This is a genomic window from Candidatus Pseudomonas auctus, from assembly GCF_048654275.1.
GTDB classification, from domain to species: domain Bacteria; phylum Pseudomonadota; class Gammaproteobacteria; order Pseudomonadales; family Pseudomonadaceae; genus Aquipseudomonas; species Aquipseudomonas pharyngis.
Genome location: NZ_JBJYZK010000007.1, coordinates 26,383 through 45,046, shown reverse-complemented (window position 1 = coordinate 45,046; position 18,664 = coordinate 26,383). Strand labels below are relative to the sequence as shown.

20 protein-coding genes are annotated in these 18,664 nt (G+C 59.1%); 13 read left to right on the top strand and 7 right to left on the bottom strand.

The window, feature by feature from the left end:
- Position 1 precedes the first annotated feature (1 nt).
- The 7 genes from ACKUG4_RS14740 to ACKUG4_RS14710 all read left to right on the top strand — a co-directional run bounded on the left by ACKUG4_RS14740 (position 2) and on the right by ACKUG4_RS14710 (position 6,140).
- Complete coding sequence (locus ACKUG4_RS14740; protein WP_011335075.1) at positions 2-1,066, top strand: microcin C ABC transporter permease YejB; 1,065 nt, start codon at positions 2-4, stop codon at positions 1,064-1,066.
- A complete protein-coding gene (locus ACKUG4_RS14735) occupies positions 1,066-2,088 on the top strand; it encodes an ABC transporter permease (protein ID WP_074689103.1) in 1,023 nt (340 codons plus the stop codon). Before ACKUG4_RS14740 ends, ACKUG4_RS14735 begins: the two co-directional genes overlap by 1 nt.
- Positions 2,089-2,102: 14 nt before the next feature.
- Positions 2,103-3,716, top strand: a complete 1,614-nt coding sequence (locus tag ACKUG4_RS14730; RefSeq protein WP_445434280.1) for an ABC transporter ATP-binding protein — start codon at positions 2,103-2,105, stop codon at positions 3,714-3,716.
- Positions 3,717-3,835: 119 nt separating this feature from the next.
- Complete coding sequence (locus ACKUG4_RS14725; protein ID WP_445434279.1) at positions 3,836-4,357, top strand: DUF3455 domain-containing protein; 522 nt, start codon at positions 3,836-3,838, stop codon at positions 4,355-4,357.
- A gap of 42 nt (positions 4,358-4,399) precedes the next feature.
- Positions 4,400-4,933 (top strand): sigma-70 family RNA polymerase sigma factor, encoded by a 534-nt coding sequence (locus ACKUG4_RS14720; protein ID WP_445434278.1) that lies wholly within the window; start codon positions 4,400-4,402, stop codon positions 4,931-4,933.
- Positions 4,930-5,625 carry an anti-sigma factor gene (locus ACKUG4_RS14715; RefSeq protein WP_445434277.1) on the top strand — a complete coding sequence of 232 codons (696 nt, stop codon included), beginning with the start codon at positions 4,930-4,932 and terminating at the stop codon, positions 5,623-5,625. Before ACKUG4_RS14720 ends, ACKUG4_RS14715 begins: the two co-directional genes overlap by 4 nt.
- Before the next feature lie 113 nt (positions 5,626-5,738).
- Entirely contained in the window at positions 5,739-6,140 is a 402-nt protein-coding gene (locus ACKUG4_RS14710; protein ID WP_445434276.1) for a phage infection protein, read from the top strand.
- 78 nt (positions 6,141-6,218) lie between these two features.
- Here the strand turns inward: ACKUG4_RS14710 and ACKUG4_RS14705 are convergent, their stop codons facing one another.
- Positions 6,219-7,307, bottom strand: coding sequence for a DUF1615 domain-containing protein (locus ACKUG4_RS14705; protein ID WP_236191622.1), 1,089 nt, complete (start codon positions 7,305-7,307; stop codon positions 6,219-6,221).
- A 188-nt stretch (positions 7,308-7,495) separates the two neighbouring features.
- Here ACKUG4_RS14705 and ACKUG4_RS14700 point away from each other — a divergent pair, with 188 nt between their 5' ends.
- The 5 genes from ACKUG4_RS14700 to ACKUG4_RS14680 all read left to right on the top strand — a co-directional run bounded on the left by ACKUG4_RS14700 (position 7,496) and on the right by ACKUG4_RS14680 (position 11,209).
- Positions 7,496-9,031 carry an FAD-dependent oxidoreductase gene (locus ACKUG4_RS14700; RefSeq protein ID WP_445434275.1) on the top strand — a complete coding sequence of 512 codons (1,536 nt, stop codon included), beginning with the start codon at positions 7,496-7,498 and terminating at the stop codon, positions 9,029-9,031.
- A gap of 108 nt (positions 9,032-9,139) precedes the next feature.
- Positions 9,140-9,751 carry a DUF5343 domain-containing protein gene (locus tag ACKUG4_RS14695; RefSeq protein WP_134333863.1) on the top strand — a complete coding sequence of 204 codons (612 nt, stop codon included), beginning with the start codon at positions 9,140-9,142 and terminating at the stop codon, positions 9,749-9,751.
- Positions 9,748-10,329 (top strand): Swt1 family HEPN domain-containing protein, encoded by a 582-nt coding sequence (locus tag ACKUG4_RS14690; RefSeq protein ID WP_445434274.1) that lies wholly within the window; start codon positions 9,748-9,750, stop codon positions 10,327-10,329. The genes ACKUG4_RS14695 and ACKUG4_RS14690 overlap by 4 nt, the downstream gene beginning before the upstream one ends.
- 39 nt (positions 10,330-10,368) lie before the next feature.
- Positions 10,369-10,677, top strand: coding sequence for a hypothetical protein (locus tag ACKUG4_RS14685; protein ID WP_445434273.1), 309 nt, complete (start codon positions 10,369-10,371; stop codon positions 10,675-10,677).
- A 43-nt stretch (positions 10,678-10,720) separates the two neighbouring features.
- A complete protein-coding gene (locus tag ACKUG4_RS14680; RefSeq protein WP_445434396.1) occupies positions 10,721-11,209 on the top strand; it encodes a putative phage abortive infection protein in 489 nt (162 codons plus the stop codon).
- 86 nt (positions 11,210-11,295) lie between these two features.
- Here the strand turns inward: ACKUG4_RS14680 and hemB are convergent, their stop codons facing one another.
- Positions 11,296-12,270: a porphobilinogen synthase gene (hemB, locus tag ACKUG4_RS14675; protein ID WP_085648205.1), complete on the bottom strand. Its 975-nt coding sequence runs from the start codon at positions 12,268-12,270 to the stop codon at positions 11,296-11,298.
- A gap of 142 nt (positions 12,271-12,412) precedes the next feature.
- Positions 12,413-13,111, bottom strand: coding sequence for a glutathione S-transferase family protein (locus tag ACKUG4_RS14670; RefSeq protein ID WP_064597941.1), 699 nt, complete (start codon positions 13,109-13,111; stop codon positions 12,413-12,415).
- Between the two features lie 296 nt (positions 13,112-13,407).
- Here ACKUG4_RS14670 and ACKUG4_RS14665 point away from each other — a divergent pair, with 296 nt between their 5' ends.
- Positions 13,408-14,082, top strand: coding sequence for a hypothetical protein (locus ACKUG4_RS14665; RefSeq protein WP_039770232.1), 675 nt, complete (start codon positions 13,408-13,410; stop codon positions 14,080-14,082).
- A 27-nt stretch (positions 14,083-14,109) separates the two neighbouring features.
- Here the strand turns inward: ACKUG4_RS14665 and mnmH are convergent, their stop codons facing one another.
- The 4 genes from mnmH to ACKUG4_RS14645 form a co-directional block, all read right to left on the bottom strand.
- The gene (mnmH, locus tag ACKUG4_RS14660) at positions 14,110-15,213 is read right to left on the bottom strand and encodes a tRNA 2-selenouridine(34) synthase MnmH (RefSeq protein ID WP_445434272.1); all 1,104 of its coding nucleotides are present in this window, start codon (positions 15,211-15,213) and stop codon (positions 14,110-14,112) included.
- Positions 15,213-16,247 (bottom strand): selenide, water dikinase SelD, encoded by a 1,035-nt coding sequence (gene selD, locus ACKUG4_RS14655; RefSeq protein WP_445434271.1) that lies wholly within the window; start codon positions 16,245-16,247, stop codon positions 15,213-15,215. Before selD ends, mnmH begins: the two co-directional genes overlap by 1 nt.
- Positions 16,248-16,354: 107 nt before the next feature.
- Positions 16,355-17,458, bottom strand: coding sequence for a hypothetical protein (locus tag ACKUG4_RS14650; protein WP_445434270.1), 1,104 nt, complete (start codon positions 17,456-17,458; stop codon positions 16,355-16,357).
- Positions 17,459-17,689: 231 nt separating this feature from the next.
- Complete coding sequence (locus ACKUG4_RS14645) at positions 17,690-18,439, bottom strand: hypothetical protein (protein WP_445434269.1); 750 nt, start codon at positions 18,437-18,439, stop codon at positions 17,690-17,692.
- Between the last annotated feature and the right edge of the window lie 225 nt (positions 18,440-18,664).

Genomic DNA, 18,664 nt, shown 5'->3' with positions numbered 1-18,664 from the left:
CATGTGGCGTTATCTGAGTCGACGTCTGTTGCTGATCATCCCGACGCTGCTGTGCATTCTGGTGGTCAACTTCGTCATCGTGCAGGCCGCGCCCGGAGGCCCGGTGGAACAGGCCATCGCCCGCCTGCAAGGCTTCGGCGGGCACAGCATGGGCGGCGCCAGCGAGGTCACCGCGATCGGCGGTGCCGGGCGCAGCAGCCGTGGCCTGGACCCGGCGCTGATCGAAGAGATCAAGCACCACTACGGCTTCGACAAGCCGATGCACGAACGCCTGTGGCTGATGCTCAAGAACTACGCGCAACTGGACCTGGGCAGCAGTTTCTTTCGCGGTGCGAAAGTGACGGATCTGATCGTGCAGAAGCTGCCGGTGTCGCTGTCCCTCGGCCTGTGGGCGACCTTGATCACCTACCTGATTTCGATCCCGCTGGGCATTCGCAAGGCAATCAAAAACGGCAGCGCGTTCGATGTCTGGAGCAGCACGGCGATCATCGTCGGTTACGCGATGCCGGCGTTTCTGTTCGCGATTCTGTTGATCGTGGTGTTCGCCGGGGGCAGCTACGTCAACTGGTTTCCGGTGCAGGGTCTGGTCTCGGACAATTTCGACAGCCTGAGCCTGTGGGGCAAGGTCGGCGACTACCTCTGGCACTTGGTGTTGCCGGTGACGGCGCTGGTGATCGGCGGTTTTGCGACGCTGACGATCCTGACCAAGAACAGCTTCCTCAACGAGATCAGCCGCCAGTACGTGATCACCGCGCGCGCCAAGGGCCTGACCGAAAGGCGCGTGCTCTACGGCCATGTGTTTCGCAACGCGATGCTGCTGGTGGTCGCCGGTGTGCCGTCAGCATTGATCGAGGTGTTTTTCGCCGGCTCCCTGCTGATCGAAACCATCTTCAACCTCGACGGCCTCGGGCGCATGAGCTACGAAGCGGCGGTGTCTCGGGACTACCCGGTGGTGTTCGGCACGCTGTTTCTGTTCACCCTGTTCGGCCTGTTGATCAAGCTGATCGGCGACCTCTGCTACACCCTGCTCGACCCGCGCATCGACTTCTCGGCGAGGACTGCCTGATGTTCACACTCTCCCCTCTGGGCCGGCGGCGCATCGCCCAATTCAAGGCCAACCGGCGCGGGCGCTGGTCGCTGTGGCTGTTCATCGGGCTGTGCCTGATCTGCCTCGGCGGCGAACTGATCGCCAACGACAAGCCGCTGGTGATCCGCTACCACCACGCCTTCTACTTCCCGATCCTCAGCGATTATCTGGAAACCGATTTCGGCGGCGAGCTGCCGTTCCAGCCGGATTACGCCAGCAATTACGTGCACAAACTGATCGAGGATCAGGGCGGCTGGATGCTGTTCCCGCCGATCCCGTTCAGCTACGACACGGTCAATTACGACCTCACGGAACCGGCGCCGAGTCCGCCGTCCTCCAGCAACTGGCTGGGCACCGACGATCAGGCGCGGGACGTGTTGGCGCGGGTGATTTTCGGCACGCGGATTTCGATCCTGTTCGCGCTGATTCTCACCGCCGTCAGTGCGCTGGTCGGTATCGTCGCCGGAGCGTTGCAGGGGTATTACGGCGGCTGGGTCGACTTGCTCGGGCAACGGGTGCTGGAGATCTGGTCGGGGCTGCCGGTGCTGTACCTGCTGATCATCTTGTCGGGGTTCGTCTCGCCGAGCTTCTGGTGGCTGCTAGGGATCATGGCGCTGTTTTCCTGGCTGGCACTGGTGGACGTGGTGCGCGCCGAGTTCCTGCGCGGACGCAGCCTGGAATACGTCAAGGCCGCGCGGGCCCTGGGCCTGACGGACAGCGAGCTGATGCGCCGGCACATTCTGCCCAACGCCATGACCTCCACCCTCACCTACCTGCCGTTCATTCTGACCGGCGCCATCGCCACCCTCACCGCGCTGGATTTTCTCGGCTTCGGCATGCCCGCCGGCACCGCGTCGCTGGGGGAACTGATCGGCCAGGCCAAGCGCAATCTGCAAGCGCCGTGGCTGGGGCTGACGGCGTTTTTTGCCCTGGCGCTGATTCTGTCCTTGCTGGTGTTCATCGGCGAAGCCTGCCGTGACGCGTTCGATCCGCGATCCTGATCCCCGGAGCTGAAATGACCGACAACCTGATTGAAATCCGCGACCTGCGCGTCGCCTTCGCCGGGCACGAAGTGGTGCACGGCGTGAACCTCGACATCCGCCGTGGCGAGTGCCTGGCACTGGTCGGCGAATCCGGCTCGGGCAAGTCGGTGACGGCGCACTCGATCCTGCGTTTGCTGCCGGCCAAAACCGTCAGCAGCACAGGCAGCATCCGCTACAACGACGTGGACTTGCTGCACGCCAGCGAACAGCAAATGCGCAGCTTGCGCGGCAACCGCATCGCGATGATTTTCCAGGAGCCGATGACCTCGCTGAACCCGTTGCACACGGTGGAAAAACAGATCAGTGAAGTGCTGGAGATCCACAAGGGCCTCAAGGGCCGCGCCGCGCGCCAGCGCACGCTGGAACTGCTGGAACTGGTCGGCATTCGCCAGCCGTTGCAGCGTTTGAAGGCCTATCCGCACCAGCTATCGGGCGGCCAGCGGCAACGGGTGATGATCGCCATGGCGCTGGCCAACGAGCCGCAATTGCTGATCGCTGACGAACCGACCACCGCGCTGGACGTGACCGTGCAGCAGAAGATTCTCGAGCTGCTGATCGAGTTGCAGCAACGCCTCGGGATGTCGCTGCTGCTGATCAGTCACGACCTCAATCTGGTGCGGCGCATCGCCCAACGGGTGTGCGTGATGCGCCACGGGGAAATCGTCGAACAGGCCGATTGCGAAACGCTTTTCCGCGCCCCGCAGCATCCTTACAGCCGCCTGCTGATCGAGGCAGAACCGTCGGGCGCGCCGGTGCCGAGTCGCTACGATCACAACCTGCTGGAGGTGGACGATCTGAAAGTCTGGTTCCCGCTACCCAAGGCGTTGTTCAGCCGCACCCAGCAATACATCAAGGCCGTGGACGGCGTGAGTTTCCGTCTGCAACGGGGCAAGACTCTGGGGATTGTCGGCGAGTCCGGCTCGGGCAAGTCGACGCTGGGCCAGGCGATTCTGCGGCTGGTGGAATCCGAGGGCGATATTCGCTTCGGCAACAAGCATTTGAGCCTGCTCAATCAGCGCTTGATGCGCCCGTTGCGCCGGCAGATTCAGGTGGTGTTCCAGGACCCGTTCGGCAGCCTCAGCCCGCGAATGTCGGTACAGCAGATCATCGCCGAAGGCCTGCTGACCCACGGCATCGGCACGCCCGAAGAACGTGAGGCAGCGGTGATCCGCGTGCTGGAGGAAGTCGGCCTCGACCCGCAGAGCCGCCATCGCTATCCCCACGAATTTTCCGGCGGCCAGCGCCAGCGCATTTCCATCGCCCGCGCATTGGTGCTGGAACCGGCGTTGATTCTGCTCGACGAACCGACCTCGGCACTGGATCGCACGGTGCAGAAACAGGTGGTGGAGTTGTTGCGGCAGTTGCAGATCCGCCATGGCTTGACGTACCTGTTCATCAGCCATGACCTGGCGGTGGTGCATGCGCTCGCGCACGACTTGATGGTGATCAAGGATGGCAAGGTGGTGGAACAGGGAGCCTCGCGCCAGATTTTTGCGGCGCCGCAGCATGCCTATACCCAGGAACTGCTGAAAGCCTCCGGCCTGGCCTTGGTAAAAACCGGGCGCGAGCGGGTTACAGCAATCTGACCTTCAGAGCTTTCAGATTTATTTTCCGGCCACTGCATCCAAACGCCTCCGTCACGGGTAGTCCCTGTAACAGCCCTCTTTCGGCTGTCAGCGGTTTACCCTTTTTCGGAGAAACACTGATGAACATCACTCAACTGATTGGCCTCACCGGTTTGCTCGCCGTCGCCTCTTCGAGCTTTGCCCAAAGCAGTTATCCCGATGCGATCAAGGTGCCGGACGGCCACAAGATCGCGATGGAAACCACCGGGGTCGGCGAGATCACCTACGAATGCCGGGACAAGGCCAATGCCGCCGGCCAGACCGAGTGGGTGTTCGTCGGCCCGAAAGCGGTGCTCAACGATCGCAGCGGCAAACAGGTTGGCACCTACTTCGGCCCGCCCGCCACCTGGCAGGCCAAGGACGGCTCGAAAGTCACCGGCACGCAACTGGCCGTAGCCCCCTCGAGCCCGGGCAACCTGCCCTATCAACTGGTCAAGGCCAACCCCGCCGAGGGCAAAGGCGCTATGAGCGGCGTGAGCTACATCCAACGCGTCGCGCTCAAGGGCGGCGTGGCGCCGGGCAGCGAATGCACTGCGGCGAACAAGGGCAAACAGGAAGTGGTGAAGTACCAGGCCGACTACATTTTCTGGGCGGCGAACTGAGCCTGACTGGACGTTTGGCCGATGCTTGCTAGATTGCAGGACATGCCATTACCCGAAACCGCGTTCGATTACGAAGCCCGCCTCGCCGCCTGTGCCCGCGGCGAGCGCGGGGCCCTGCGCGAATTGTATGTGCAGGAAAGCCCGCGGCTGCTCGGTGTGGCCCGACGTCTGGTGCGCGACACGGCGCTGGCCGAAGACATCGTTCACGACGCATTCATCAAGATCTGGGCCGGCGCGGCGGGTTTCGATCCGGCGCGCGGTTCGGCCCGGGGCTGGATGTTCAGCGTGACCCGCCATCTGGCGCTGAATGTGCTGCGCAATCACGACCGGGAAACGCCGTTGAACGACAGCAACGAATCTCTGGCGATTGATGACGGCTTCGAGGCGCTGGCGCAATCGACCCGCATCCATCGCTGCCTGCATCAACTGGAACCGCAACGCCGCCGCTGCATCCTTCACGCCTACGTCGACGGTTACAGCCACGCACAGATCGCCCAACGCCTCGACACGCCGCTGGGCACCGTCAAAGCCTGGATCAAGCGCAGCCTCAATGCGTTGCGGGAGTGCATGGGATGACCACCGAATCGGCGCAGGAACGCGATGAACTGGCCAGCGAATACGTGCTCGGCACGCTCTCGGCCGAAGAACGCACCGAAGTGCAACGGCGGTTGCCCAACGAGCCCGAGCTGCAAGCGGCCGTGGATGCCTGGGAACGGCGTCTGCTGGAGCTGACCGACCTCGCCCCGGCGCATCAGCCCTCTTCGCAACTGTGGCAACGCATCGAACGCAGTGTCGGGCAACTCACCCATAAGGTGGCGCCCGAGATTTCCTGGTGGAACCGCCTGTCGCTGTGGCGCGGCTTGAGCGCTGCCGGGCTGGCCGCGACCTTGTTGCTGGGTTCGATCCTGCTAACTCAAACCACCCCGAAACCGAGCTTTCTGGTGGTACTGGTCGCCCCGCAGGACAAGGCGCCGGGCTGGGTGATCCAGGCCAGCAACCCACGGGAGATTCAGTTGATTCCGCTGGGCGTGGTCGAGGTGCCGGCCGACAAGGCGTTGGAGTTCTGGACCAAGGCCGACGGCTGGCAAGGGCCGGTGTCGCTGGGGTTGGTCAAACCGGGGCAAGCGCTGTCGATCCCGCTGGACAAGCTGCCGCCGCTGCAACCGAATCAGTTGTTCGAGCTGACGCTGGAGGGCGCCAACGGTTCGACGATCGGCAAACCCACCGGGCCGATCCAGGCAATTGGCCGCGCAGTGAAGGTGCTATGACAAACCATCATCGGCGTCGATGTTCACCATCACGTCAATGAAGTTCTCTTAAAAAATCCCGGGCGTAACATCCGCTCCATACCAAACAAACAACACCCCCGGAGCACAAAATCATGAAACGCCAAGTCATCCTCAGCATTGCCCTCTCGGTTCTGGCCTTCAACGCATTTGCCGCCAAACCGGCCCACACCATGATCGCCGAAGGCGGCTCGGATCGTCTGATCGAACAGCGCGTTGCCGAAGGTGGCTCGGATCGTCTGATTGAACGGCGCGTCGCTGAAGGTGGTTCGGATCGTCTGATTGAACGTCGCGTTGCTGAAGGTGGTTCGGATCGTCTGATTGAACGTCGCGTTGCCGAAGGTGGCTCGGATCGTCTGATTGAACGTCGCGTTGCTGAAGGTGGTTCGGATCGTCTGATTGAACGTCGCGTTGCTGAAGGTGGTTCGGATCGCCTGATCGAACGTCGAGTTGCCGAAGGTGGTTCGGATCGCCTGATTGAACGTCGCGTTGCCTGAATGAATGGCTTGACCGCAACAACCCAGAAAAAACCCGGCTCCCGTCAGCCGGGTTTTTTTATACCTTTTTGATCGTCCTCAGCCCTTGGCCATGCAGCGCCGATAGCGCTCGTCGACCCGTTTGGCAAACCACGCCGTGGTCAGTTTGCGGGTGATCTTCGGGCTCTGCAGCACGATGCCCGGCAACACCGCACGGGGCAATGTCTTGCCTTCCGCACGCTCCGCCAGCTCAAAGACCCGTTGATACAGTTTGGTCTCCTCGAAAGCCAGGCTATCGCCCTTCTCCAGTTGATCGCGGATCACCGGATTGCGCATGCCCAGTGATTTGCCGAGGGCGCGCACCGCCAGTTCAGTGCTGCCCGGCATGATCGCACCCGGGCGGATCAGGTCGCCATCCAGCGCCAGCGGAATCCCCGACGCCCGGCTGACCGCGTTCTGAAACGCCGCGTTGCGACTGGCGTACCAGCCGGCGTTGAAGTCGGCGAAGCGGTACAGCGGTTCGCGATAACTCACCGGATAACCGAGCAAATGGGCGATGCCGAAGTACATGCCGCCCCGACGGCTGAACACCTCGCGACGAATGGTCCCGTCCACCGGGTACGGATAGTCCTTGGCATGCTGCTCGGCGAATTCGATGCTGACCTGCATCGGCCCGCCGGTGTGCACCGGGTTGAAACCGCTGAACAGCGTACGACCCATCGGCACCGAGCCGATGAAGTCGTCGAAGATCGCGCTCAATTCCTTTTCGCTGCGGGCGGCGCTCAGGCGTTCGCTGTAGGTCTTGCCGTTCGGCGAGCGCACCTGCAAGGCGCCGCTGACCAACAGGCTCGGGATATGCACCTTGGCGGCGCGGCGGTCGATTTCGTCACGGGCGATCTTGCCCAGGCCAGGCACCGGCGGATCGACCTGGAAAGTGGATTCCTGCTCGGTGACGGCCAGCACCGAACACAGATTCTGCGTGGTCGGGCTGATGCCCTGAGCGGCGAAAGCAGCGTAGATGTCGGTGGCCCAGCCCTGGCGGTCGACGGTTTTTGCCGGCAGCAGGCGCACGATCTGCGCCTTGACCTCGGCGGGCGGGCGCGGCGCCGGTTCTTCGCTGCGTTGACCGGCGCAACCGGCCAGTACCAGCAGCGCGGCGAGGCTGACGATTAATCGAGGGGTGTGCATAACGCTTCATCCAGTCCGTTGAGCCGGGTTAACCCTACGCTCAATCGCAGGGTGCAGGATAGGACTGCGGGCCGGCGGCGCTGTTCCATCGTTCCGTTTGGCAGGCCGACTGGCCGCCCTCGCCGTCTGATCCATACTTGCTGCTGCAGTGGCAAGTCTCGGATCAGGACACGCGAGGAGCACAGACCATGAACCGCAATGATGTTCTGATCATCGGCGCGGGCCCCACCGGGCTGGTGCTGGCCCTGTGGCTGAGCAAACTGGGCGTGCGCGTACGCATCATCGACAAGACCTCCGCCCCCGGCACCACCTCGCGGGCGCTGGCGGTGCAGGCGCGCACCCTTGAGCTGTACCGGCAACTGGATCTGGCCGATACGGTGGTGCGCAACGGTCATCGGGTGGCCGCGGCGAATTTCTGGGTCAAGGGCAAACCGGTGGCGCAGCTGCCGCTGAACCGGATCGGCGAAGGCCTGACGCCCTATGCCTTTCTGGAAATGTACCCGCAGGACGAACACGAGCGGCTGTTGATCGACCGCCTGGAAGACTACGACGTGACCGTCGAGCGCAACACGACGCTGGAGAGCTTCACGGAAAACGGTGACGGCCTCACCGCACATTTGCGCCTGCCGGATGGCGAGCAGGAAATCTGCCAGGCCTGCTATCTGGCCGGGTGCGACGGCGCTCGTTCAATCGTGCGCAAGACCCTCGACACCGGTTTTCCCGGCGGCACCTATCAGCAGATTTTCTATGTCGCCGATGTGCGGGCCAGCGGTCCGGCGCTCAATGGCGAGTTGCATCTGGACTTGGATGAGGCGGACTTTCTCGCGGTGTTCCCGCTGGCCGGCGAAGGCCGCGCGCGGTTGATTGGCACGGTGCGCGACGAGCGTGCGGATCGCGCCGAAACCCTCGAGTTTTCCGACGTCAGCAATCGCGCCATCGAACATTTGAACGTGCACGTCGAGGACGTCAACTGGTTCTCCACCTACCGCGTGCATCACCGGGTGGCTGATCACTTTCGCAAGGGCCGGGCGTTTCTGCTCGGCGATGCGGCGCACGTGCACAGCCCGGCCGGCGGTCAGGGCATGAACACCGGCATCGGCGATGCGATCAACCTGGCGTGGAAACTCGCGGCAGTGCTCGGCGGCGCGGCCACGCCCGGGCTGCTCGACAGCTACGAAACCGAACGCATCGCCTTCGCCCGGCGACTGGTGTCGACCACCGACAAGGTCTTCAGCTTCGTCACCGCCGAAGGCCGCCTGGCCGACCTGTTGCGCACACGGCTGGCGCCGTTCCTGATTCCGAAAATGGCCTCATTCGAGAGCAGCCGCGAATTCCTGTTTCGCACGGTGTCGCAGATCACCCTCAACTATCGGGGCATGGCGTTGAGTGAAGGCGTGGCCGGGCACGTCCACGGCGGTGACCGCTTGCCGTGGGCCCATGATGGCGAGGGGGACAATTACGAGCCGTTGCGCCAGCCGTGCTGGCAGGTGCATGTGTACGGCGACACCAGCGACGAGATGATCGCCTGGTGCAATGAACATCACTTGCCGCTGCACGTGTTCGACTGGCGTCCGGCGTTTGAAACGGCGGGCCTGGGGCGCAACGGCTTTTACCTGCTGCGCCCCGATACCTACGTGGCGATTGCCGACAACAGCGCGGATCCGAAGGTGATCGAGCGGTACTTTCGTGATCATGGGATCCGGGCGTTTTTTGGCCTGATCTAATAATCTTTTTTTCGTATTTTCTTCGTTTCCTACAGCAGAGTGGAAAACATAAAAAACCCAACTACTATCCTGAGAGTCAACAGCGAGCGACTATAGTCGAGGAAAGTAATGGCCTTAACAAATGCCTATACCGAAGCCTATGGAAAACTAGGCGAGTTTTTTAACAGAATACGAGATGGACAAGCGCCTCCGCTATTCACTCACCAATTTCTGATAGATCTTGGCTTCAAATCAAACAAACAGCGCGCTTACATTCCTCTACTAAAGGCTTTGGGCTTTTTAACTCCAGACGGAAAACCAACCGCTCGATATAAGGACTACCGGGACCACTCTCAATCAAAAGCAATCATGGGTGAAGCACTAAAAGAAGCCTACGCCGATATATTCCTCATCAAAGAGCACCCAACTTCCGCCGACAGCGCCGCAATTGAAGGAAAATTCAAAAGCTATCACAACGCGAGCGACAATGTTGCTACCAACATGCGACGCACATTTATGTCGCTTTTAGAGCTCGCAGACACCAAACATACCAGCGCAAAAACTCGGACCACCGAAGACACGCAGGAGAAATCTTCTGTTACGGTGGAACAAACACAACCCCCGCCACAGCTTATAAAAACTCCTGGCTTACACTACAACATTCAAATTCACTTACCCGCCACAAAAGACATAGAAGTATACAACGCAATTTTCAAATCACTAAAAGAGCATTTATTTTGAAATACAAAGAACTGCGAGATTTTATGTTTAGGGGACTGCTATTTGAAGCAGAGGCTTCTGTATTTCAGAGAGCGGGGATAAAAATAGGTGCCGATCAAACTGAAACAGAAGAAAGGCTTCTAGCGGAGGCACTTGCCCCTTTTCCTGTCAGTTTGAGAAACAATTCGCTTGAGATGGCAAGACTGTATGCAGTGCTGTTCGCATTCGAGAATCACGTCCGCGACTTTATAAGACAAACGCTCCAAGAAACTGAAGGAGTCGGATGGGTGGAAAAGATACCGGAAAAAATAAAGACCCATGCCCATAACAGACAGACGACTGCAAATTTAGATTCATGGCTTGAGGGAGAAAAAACGGACATCCTAGGTTTTCTGGACTTCGGACACCTTGCACAAATAATAATCAACAAGTGGGTTCATTTTGAATCGATAATCCCATCTCAACATTGGTTAAAACAACGCATGGACGAACTAGAAAAAAGCAGAAATTTCATCGCTCACAACAGAATGTTACTACCAAGTGAATTCCAAAGAATGTATATGTACATTTCCGACTGGAATAGGGTCGTAGGCCTTTAACAACGAACAAAGCTTGTTTAGGGCAAGAGGATCTCTCCATTGAAAAATCAAGAAACCAACACAGAAAACGAATTACTATTGGCCGAAAAACATTTCACTCAACTCAACAGACTAATCTACATAGGAATCACACTTTCCTTAGTGTTTATCTGCGCTTACGCGATCAATTTCTACGGACCCTTATCGCCAAACCCAGAACACTGGGGGCAATTTGGTGATTTTCTTGGAGGCGTACTGAACCCAACTTTTAGTTTTTTAGCATTAATCGCTTTGCTTGCAACTTTTAGTTTACAAATTAAAGAACTAAAGATATCAACAAAGGAGCTAAAAACTCGGCATCGGCGTTAACCAAGCAAAATGAAACACTCCGTCAACAAAAATTTGAGGGGTCATTCTTTCAGTTACTCAACCTACACAACACGATAGTAAACTCTATCGATCTCGATTCCGCAAAAAAACAACAAAAGGTAGAGATTGCTTCAGAGTCTTTCTAAAACGGCTCGAAGGCGAAATCTCAAAAATCAAAAACTGCAACGAACAAGAGTTCAAAGCAATATACTCAGTTTATTTCATAGAACACGAATCCGAACTCGGACACTACTTTAGACTCTTGTACAACATAATAAAACTAATCAAGACCACTCCTGACATTGATAAAAAGTTTTACACAAATATTGTACGAGCCCAATTATCAAGCGCAGAGTTAATGTTGATTTTTTACAACTGCATTTCTGACTTTGGAAACGAAAAGTTCAAACCACTGGTAGAAGAATTTGCACTTCTTAAGACAATCCCACGGACAGTTCTTCCGAACCAGAACTTACTCCATCTTTATCGCGAATCTGCTTTTGGAGGCACCTACCCTATCGCGTCCCTTTAAACAACAACCCCTTCAACCGAAATAGATACTCAACTTGGTATATGAGCATCTATATCAGCTGAAATTTCAGTTGAAGACTTTTATTTTTATATCCCGGCCAAGGCCAGGTCCATCGCGAAGTAGGTGAAGATCAGATCCGCACCCGCGCGCTTGATTGCGCCGAGGCTTTCGCGCACCACGCGATCTTCGTCGATGGCCCCGGCCTGGGCGCCGAACTTGATCATCGCGTACTCGCCGCTGACCTGATACGCCGCCAGCGGCAGGTTCGAGGCTTCGCGGATGTCGCGGATGATGTCCAGGTACGCGCCGGCCGGTTTGACCATCAGCGCGTCGGCGCCTTCCTGTTCATCGAGCAACGATTCGCGCAGGGCTTCGCGGCGGTTCATCGGGTTCATCTGATAGCTTTTGCGATCGCCCTTCAGCGCGCTGCCACCAGCCTCGCGGAACGGGCCGTAGAGCGCCGAGGCGAATTTGGTCGAGTAGGCCATGATCGGAATCTGCGTGAAGCCGGCATCGTCCAGCGCACGGCGAATCGCCCGCACCTGACCGTCCATTGCCGCCGATGGCGCGATCACGTCGGCGCCGGCACGGGCTGCTGCAACTGCCTGTTTGCCGAGGTTGATCAGGGTCTGGTCGTTGTCGACTTCATGGTTGTGCATCACGCCGCAGTGGCCGTGGTCGGTGTACTCGCAGAAGCAGGTGTCGGACATCACGATCATTTCCGGCACGGCGTCCTTGGCGATCCGCGACATGCGCGACACCAGACCGTTTTCGCGCCAGGTGTCGCTGCCGTTGGCGTCCAGGTGATGGGACACGCCGAAGGTCATCACCGACTTGATTCCGGCCCGGGCGTAACGCTCGATTTCGCCGGCCAGTTTGCGCTCGGGAATGCGCATCACGCCGGGCATGCTCTTGATCGGCACAAAATCGTCGATCTCTTCTTCGACGAAGATCGGCAGCACCAGATCGTTGAGGGAAAACTCGGTTTCCTGGAACAGGCTGCGCAGGCTCGCATTGCGGCGCAGACGGCGTGGACGTGCTTCGGGGAACTGACTGGACATGGGGCCTTTCCTGAAAACAGCGGATGAGACGAAAGTCGTAGGGGGCGAAGCTTATGCCTTGCGGGGATCGGGGTACAAACCTGGATCAATCAACAGTGCGTTACCGGGTACGCAACAATCTGCGCACCCGGTTCCCGCCGGGTCAGGAAGGAATGGTCAAGCCGCGTACAACCGCCGGCCGCGCGAGGAAGCGCTCCAGCACCCGGGTGACGTTCGGGAAGTTATCGATGCCGACCAGATCGCCCGCCTCGTAGAAGCCGATCAGGTTGCGCACCCACGGGAACGTGGCGATGTCGGCGATGGTGTAGCGCTCGCCCATGATCCAGTCGCGCCCTTCCAGGCGGGTGTTCAGGACGCTGAGCAGGCGGCGGCTTTCTTCGACGTAGCGGTCACGGGGACGCTTGTCTTCGTAGTCCTTGCCGGCGAATTTGTTGAAGAAACCGAGCTGGCCGAACATCGGGCCGATCCCGCCCATCTGGAACATCAGCCACTGGAGGGTTTCGTAGCGCAGCGCGCCTTCCTGGGCCAGCAACTGGCCGCTTTTGTCGGCGAGGTAGATCAGGATCGCGCCGGACTCGAACAACGGCAGCGGTTTATCCTCTGGACCGTGGGGGTCGATGATCGCCGGAATCTTGTTGTTCGGGTTCAGCGACAGGAACTCCGCAGACATCTGGTCATTGGTGTCGAAGCCCACTCGATGCGGCTCGTAGGGCAGGCCGATCTCTTCAAGCATGATCGAGACCTTGACGCCGTTGGGGGTCGGCAGGGAATAGAGCTGAATCCAGTCAGGGTACTGCGCCGGCCATTTCTGGGTGATCGGGAACGCGGACAGATCAGTCATGTGTAGCATCCAGTCACAAAATGAAAGGCCTGAGCATAATCCACGATCAGCGCTCTGGCTCGGGTTCTTTACACGCCTGACCCGCAGGCTTACTTAAATCCGCAACATCCTGTGGTTAACCTTCCCTCCAACCGCACAGCCTCAACGGTAAAGTGCGGCGCACTCAAGCGGATCGAACCAAACGGGCCTCAGGGGGCTCCAAGCAAGCCAGTGATGACAGGGAAAACAGCCGGCGCACAGGCACCGGTGCAGAGGTTTGTCAGCCTTAACCGAACAGACTGAAGACTCCTTATCCCATGACGAACTTGATGAAAGTCGCCAACCGCTTCAAACATCGCGCCTATGTGGCCCTGCCCACCCTGCTGGCAGTCAGCGCGCTGTTCCTGTCGCTGGAATCCAGCGAAAGCCGTGCGCAACCGGTGGACGGCACCCAGACCCTGGTGTTCCTGCGCCATGCGGAGAAACCGGCCGGTGGTCTCGGCCAGCTCAACTGCCAGGGCCTGAACCGGGCCATCGACCTGTCGACCCTGCTGCCGGAAAAATTCGGCAAGGCCGACTACGTGTTCGCCGCCAATCCGACGCGCAACGTCGAGGAAGGCGAACTGGACAACTCTTACAGCTACATCCGCCCGCTGATGACCATCAGCCCCGCCGCGATCAAACTCGGCCTGCCGGTGAACATCGAGTTCTCGGCCAACGACACCAGTGACCTGGCCCGGGAGCTGATCGACGACAAGTACCACAACTCGACCATCTACACCGCGTGGTCCCATGGCTACCTGCCGGAGCTGATCAACAAGGTGGCAGACAAGGCGGTCGGCGGGAAGCAGAAGATCACAGAGGATTGGGAATCCAGCGATTACGACTCGCTGTATGTGCTGACCCTGACCTGGCACAACGGCAAGGCCAGCCTGCAGAGCCACAGCTACAAACAGGGACTGGATAACGGCCAGGAAAGCTGTCCGACCTGAGTTTGTCCGGGGCCCGCTCGGGTCCCGTCAGGCCTTGGGTTTGACCCGCTCACGCAGGTACTCGATAACGGCCTGCCGCTCCCCGGCAAACTCGATCCGCCCGCCCTTCTTCTCGCGCTGGAACACATACATCGGGTCGTAATACTCGCGCAGCAAACCCTCGATCCACGCGCGATGCAACTCCACCGCCCCGCTGCGCCCCTGCTCCGCCAGCGCCTCCTCCATCAACACCCGCATCCGTCGATGCCGCTCGCCGCCCAAGCGCTTGTGCACGTTGTCGAGGCTTTCCAGCAAGCGCTCGCAAAACCGACCGAAACCTTCCTCCCCATGCACGGCCTGAAACTCGGCAGACAAATCCACCACGTAATCGCGCAGGATCCGCTCGACGCGCTGCTCGAAACGATCTTCGAGCCAGACCATCGGGTACTGCTGCATGCCCTGATACAACGGCAAGGGCAGCGCGCAGCTGCCGACCACGCGGCTCTCATCCTCCAGCACAAATTGATCGATGCCGGCCGCACGCTTTTTCAGGAAGTCGATGGCCAGCCGGTTCTCGAAATCGATGTTCGACGGCTGACCGGTGGCGCGCTTGCCGAAACTCGAGCCCCGGTGATTGGCATGGCCTTCCAGATCCACACTGTTGCGCAGTTGCACCAGCACTTCGGTCTTGCCGGTGCCGGTCATGCCGCCCAGCAGCACGAAATCACACTCGTCCATAGCCGATTCGAGGGTGTCGATCAGAAAACCTCGCAGCGCCTTGTAGCCACCGCCGATACGCGGGTAGTCGATGCCGGCTTCCGACTTCAGCCACTGCTGGACGATTTGCGAACGCAGGCCGCCACGAAAGCAATACAGATAACCCTCGGGATGCGTCCGGGCAAACTCCGCCCAGGCCTGGAGACGCTCGGCCTTCACCGCGCCGGAGACCAGTTGATGGCCCAGTTCGATGGCGGCCTGCTGACCGTGATGTTTGTAGCAAGTGCCGACCCGCTGCCGCTCAATGTCGTTCATCAGTGGCAGATTGACCGCCCCGGGAAACGCGCCCTTGTGGAACTCGACCGGCGCACGGGCGTCCATCAGCGGCCGGTCGTTGAGGAAGATGTCGCGGTAGTCGGTGAAGTCGGCGGCCATCAATTCACCTCGACCGCGTGGCTCTGTCGCGCGATCAATTCACCGATCGGCTCAAGCGCAAGGCCGAGTTCGGCAGCGACGGCGAGAAATTCGGCATTGCCTTCGGGGGTCACGGCCACCAGCAGCCCGCCGCTGGTCTGCGGGTCGCAGAGCACGCGCTTGTGCAATTCCTGCACTCGCCCGACGCGGTTTGAATAACTGTCGAAGTTGCGCAAGGTGCCGCCGGGCACGCAGCCCTTTTCGAGGTAGTACTCGATGCTCGAAAGCCGCGGTACCCGGTCATAAAAAACCCGTGCCGTCAGGTGACTGCCGTCGGCCATTTCCACCAGATGCCCGAGCAGCCCGAACCCGGTGACATCGGTCATCGCGGTGACCCCGGCCAGTTTGCCAAAACGGCTGCCGGGCTTGTTCAGCGTACACATCCAGTCCCGGGCCACGCCGATGTCGTCGGGGCGCAGCTTGCCCTTCTTCTCGGCGGTGGTGAGGATGCCGATGCCCAACGGTTTGGTCAGGTACAGCAGGCAACCGGCGGTGGCGGTGTCGTTGCGTTTCATAAAGCGTTTTTCAACCAGACCGGTGACGGCCAGACCGAAGATCGGCTCCGGCGCATCGATCGAATGCCCGCCGGCCAGCGGAATCCCCGCCGCATCGCACACCGCACGTCCGCCGCGAATCACGTCTCGCGCCACTTCCGGCGCCAGCACGTTGACCGGCCAGCCGAGGATCGCAATCGCCATCAACGGATCGCCGCCCATGGCGTAGATGTCGCTGATGGCATTGGTGGCGGCGATCCGGCCGAAGTCGAACGGGTCGTCGACGATCGGCATGAAGAAATCCGTGGTCGACACCACCCCGCGCTCGGCATCGATTTCATACACCGCCGCATCATCGCGCGACGCGTTGCCGACCCACAGTTTCGGATCGAGGTTCTGCGCCCCGCTGCCGGCCAGAATCACCTCCAGCACCTTGGGCGAAATCTTGCAGCCACAACCCGCGCCGTGGCTGTATTGGGTCAGACGGATGGGCTCGGTCATGGGGGCAGTCTCCGGGAGGCAGTGGGGCAAATACTAGCAGAGGGGATGGGAAGCACGTTTCTGCCGCTCAATGCAATCACCACCCTACGTCTCTACTGCCCCCGGAACTAGCGCTGCACCTCGGCAAAGATCTCGGTGATCGGTCGATGCGGCTGACGTTTTTGCATTTGGCGTACTTGCTCACTGAGTCGCAGCAACTCTTCACTCGGCTTGGCCCACTGCTCTTTCGGCAGCGGTTCCGACCATTGGCGCATGGCTTCGGGCAGTGCCTGTTTGCCGACTCTTTCGAGGCGGCGCACTTCCCATTCGACGAGGTGGTTGGGAATCGTCCACAGCGTCATGACGTGGTACAGGTACCAGAAAAACCCGGATAGCCGAGTGCGCGAACCTTCACGGATCTGCTGATGCATGCGTGCGCGGGCATTGCGGAAGGTGTGCAGTCCTTCGTGGGGTGGGTCGTCGGGGCCTTGCAGGTCTTGCAGATCCTGAATCGATTTGAGGTCGTGGATTTCGTATTCCATGTAACCGCGAATGGCCTCCCAGTGGCTGATGGCAAGCGGCAGGCCGGCGCATTGGAATTCGAGGCTGGTGAGGGTTTCGCCGTGGTAGAAGCCGATGCCCATGCCGTATTGGCGGTGGATGCCGTATTGGGTGGCGCCCTGGGCTTCGATGATCCACGCCGAAAGGGATTCCCAGGGGACGAAGACCGGTTCGGTGGCGCCTTCGGGCATGAAGCAGACTTCGCGGCGTTGGCGGTTGAAGCGGGTTGGGATGATTGAGGCGCGTTTTTTGTGGTTGTGGTGCCAGACGGCCAGTCCTATGGACAGCATTGCAAATGCGGTCAGCAATCCCAGTTTTGATGACGGAAAAAATAATTCCTCCGCAAACTCCCAGGAATACAGCCAGTCGTACCCCAACACGAGACCAAAACAAAAACTGAATATAGGTAGTAAGACAGACCACATGAAGGTCATGGTTAGTGCCCCCCCTAAAATCACCTGCCACGAAAATATTTGCGGTGAACCTAATCCGAAATCCATGTACACATCATTCAACTCACCGATATGTGGGCCGTAAGGTGGCATTAGTGTTGGTAATGGCAGCGGAGAGACATGAGTAATTTTTCCACTAGGAAACGGCTCCGTATCTCCTGCCTTTCTGGGTTGTTCAAGCTGCTGCACAGCTAATGGCTCGACGAGATTATTCGGCATGATCGGCCCGTTCCAAAAACTGCGTTTCAACTAGTAGAACCGGCGGCTTGTCTTTTACCAGTTGTGGAGTAAGCACTGCAAAGTGCCCCTCTCCCCTTAGGATCGATATGAATGACACGGGTGCGACATGTCCATTCACCTTTGTCGTTCAAGTTCTGAACAAAACGGCCAACTCCTGAGTTTCCTTCGCTGGCGTGAATTCGGCCCCCGTGCGCTGTTTGGGAAAACAATTCATGCACGGCGCTTACCCGTAGATGCCGTGCGCTGCACCTCGGCAAAAATCTCGGTGATCGGCCGATGCGGTTGGCGTTTTTGCAGTTGGCGTACTTGCTCACTGAGTCGCAGCAACTCTTCACTCGGTTTGGCCCATTGATCTTCCGGCAGTGGCTCTGACCATTGGCGCATGGCTTCGGGCAGTGCCTGTTTGCCGATTCTTTCGAGACGGCGCACTTCCCATTCGACGAGGTGGTTGGGAATCGTCCACAGCGTCATGACGTGGTACAGATACCAGAAAAACCCGGATAACCGAGTGCGCGAACCTTCACGGATCTGCTGGTGCATGCGCGCTCGGGCATTGCGGAAGGTGTGCAGGCCTTCGTGGGGTGGGTCGTCGGGGCCTTGCAGGTCTTGCAGATCCTGGATCGATTTGAGGTCGTGGATTTCGTATTCCATGTAGCCGCGAATGGCCTCCCAGTGGCTGATGGCGAGGGGCAGGCCGGCGCATTGGAATTCGAGGCTGGTGAGGGTTTCGCCGTGGTAGAAACCGATGCCCATGCCGTATTGCCGGTGGATGCCGTATTGGGTGGCGCCCTGGGCTTCGATGATCCACGCCGAAAGGGATTCCCAGGGGACGAAGACCGGTTCGGTGGCGCCTTCGGGCATGAAGCAGACTTCGCGGCGTTGGCGGTTGAAGCGGGTTGGGATGATTGAGGCGCGTTTTTTGTGGTTGTGGTGCCAGACTCCCAAGGTTATTGGGAGCATGAGAGGGCCTGTGAACATTATGTTTTCCAATGCCTCTTCAAAGATTGCTGCCATCGAATCCCATATGGCTTCCTGGCCATATCCAAAAATGACTCCAAGAAATCCTGTAATCAGCGGGAAGAGAAATAAAACCGTACAGGTCACGCTGAATGGTCCACCTAAAGTCATTTGCCACATAAATACTTGCGGTGATCCCAAACCAAAATCCAGGAAACCATCATTCAT

Excerpts from the sequence above, each read along its gene's own strand:
- ACKUG4_RS14740 (WP_011335075.1), top strand. The coding sequence starts at position 2 with ATGTGGCGTTATCTGAGTCGACGTCTGTTGCTGATCATCCCGACGCTG.
- ACKUG4_RS14735 (WP_074689103.1), top strand. The coding sequence starts at position 1,066 with ATGTTCACACTCTCCCCTCTGGGCCGGCGGCGCATCGCCCAATTCAAG.
- ACKUG4_RS14730 (WP_445434280.1), top strand. The coding sequence starts at position 2,103 with ATGACCGACAACCTGATTGAAATCCGCGACCTGCGCGTCGCCTTCGCC.
- ACKUG4_RS14725 (WP_445434279.1), top strand. The coding sequence starts at position 3,836 with ATGAACATCACTCAACTGATTGGCCTCACCGGTTTGCTCGCCGTCGCC.
- ACKUG4_RS14720 (WP_445434278.1), top strand. The coding sequence starts at position 4,400 with ATGCCATTACCCGAAACCGCGTTCGATTACGAAGCCCGCCTCGCCGCC.
- ACKUG4_RS14715 (WP_445434277.1), top strand. The coding sequence starts at position 4,930 with ATGACCACCGAATCGGCGCAGGAACGCGATGAACTGGCCAGCGAATAC.
- ACKUG4_RS14710 (WP_445434276.1), top strand. The coding sequence starts at position 5,739 with ATGAAACGCCAAGTCATCCTCAGCATTGCCCTCTCGGTTCTGGCCTTC.
- ACKUG4_RS14705 (WP_236191622.1), bottom strand. The coding sequence starts at position 7,307 with ATGCACACCCCTCGATTAATCGTCAGCCTCGCCGCGCTGCTGGTACTG.
- ACKUG4_RS14700 (WP_445434275.1), top strand. The coding sequence starts at position 7,496 with ATGAACCGCAATGATGTTCTGATCATCGGCGCGGGCCCCACCGGGCTG.
- ACKUG4_RS14695 (WP_134333863.1), top strand. The coding sequence starts at position 9,140 with ATGGCCTTAACAAATGCCTATACCGAAGCCTATGGAAAACTAGGCGAG.
- hemB (WP_085648205.1), bottom strand. The coding sequence starts at position 12,270 with ATGTCCAGTCAGTTCCCCGAAGCACGTCCACGCCGTCTGCGCCGCAAT.
- ACKUG4_RS14670 (WP_064597941.1), bottom strand. The coding sequence starts at position 13,111 with ATGACTGATCTGTCCGCGTTCCCGATCACCCAGAAATGGCCGGCGCAG.
- ACKUG4_RS14665 (WP_039770232.1), top strand. The coding sequence starts at position 13,408 with ATGACGAACTTGATGAAAGTCGCCAACCGCTTCAAACATCGCGCCTAT.
- mnmH (WP_445434272.1), bottom strand. The coding sequence starts at position 15,213 with ATGGCCGCCGACTTCACCGACTACCGCGACATCTTCCTCAACGACCGG.
- selD (WP_445434271.1), bottom strand. The coding sequence starts at position 16,247 with ATGACCGAGCCCATCCGTCTGACCCAATACAGCCACGGCGCGGGTTGT.
- ACKUG4_RS14650 (WP_445434270.1), bottom strand. The coding sequence starts at position 17,458 with ATGCCGAATAATCTCGTCGAGCCATTAGCTGTGCAGCAGCTTGAACAA.
- ACKUG4_RS14645 (WP_445434269.1), bottom strand. The coding sequence starts at position 18,439 with ATGCTCCCAATAACCTTGGGAGTCTGGCACCACAACCACAAAAAACGC.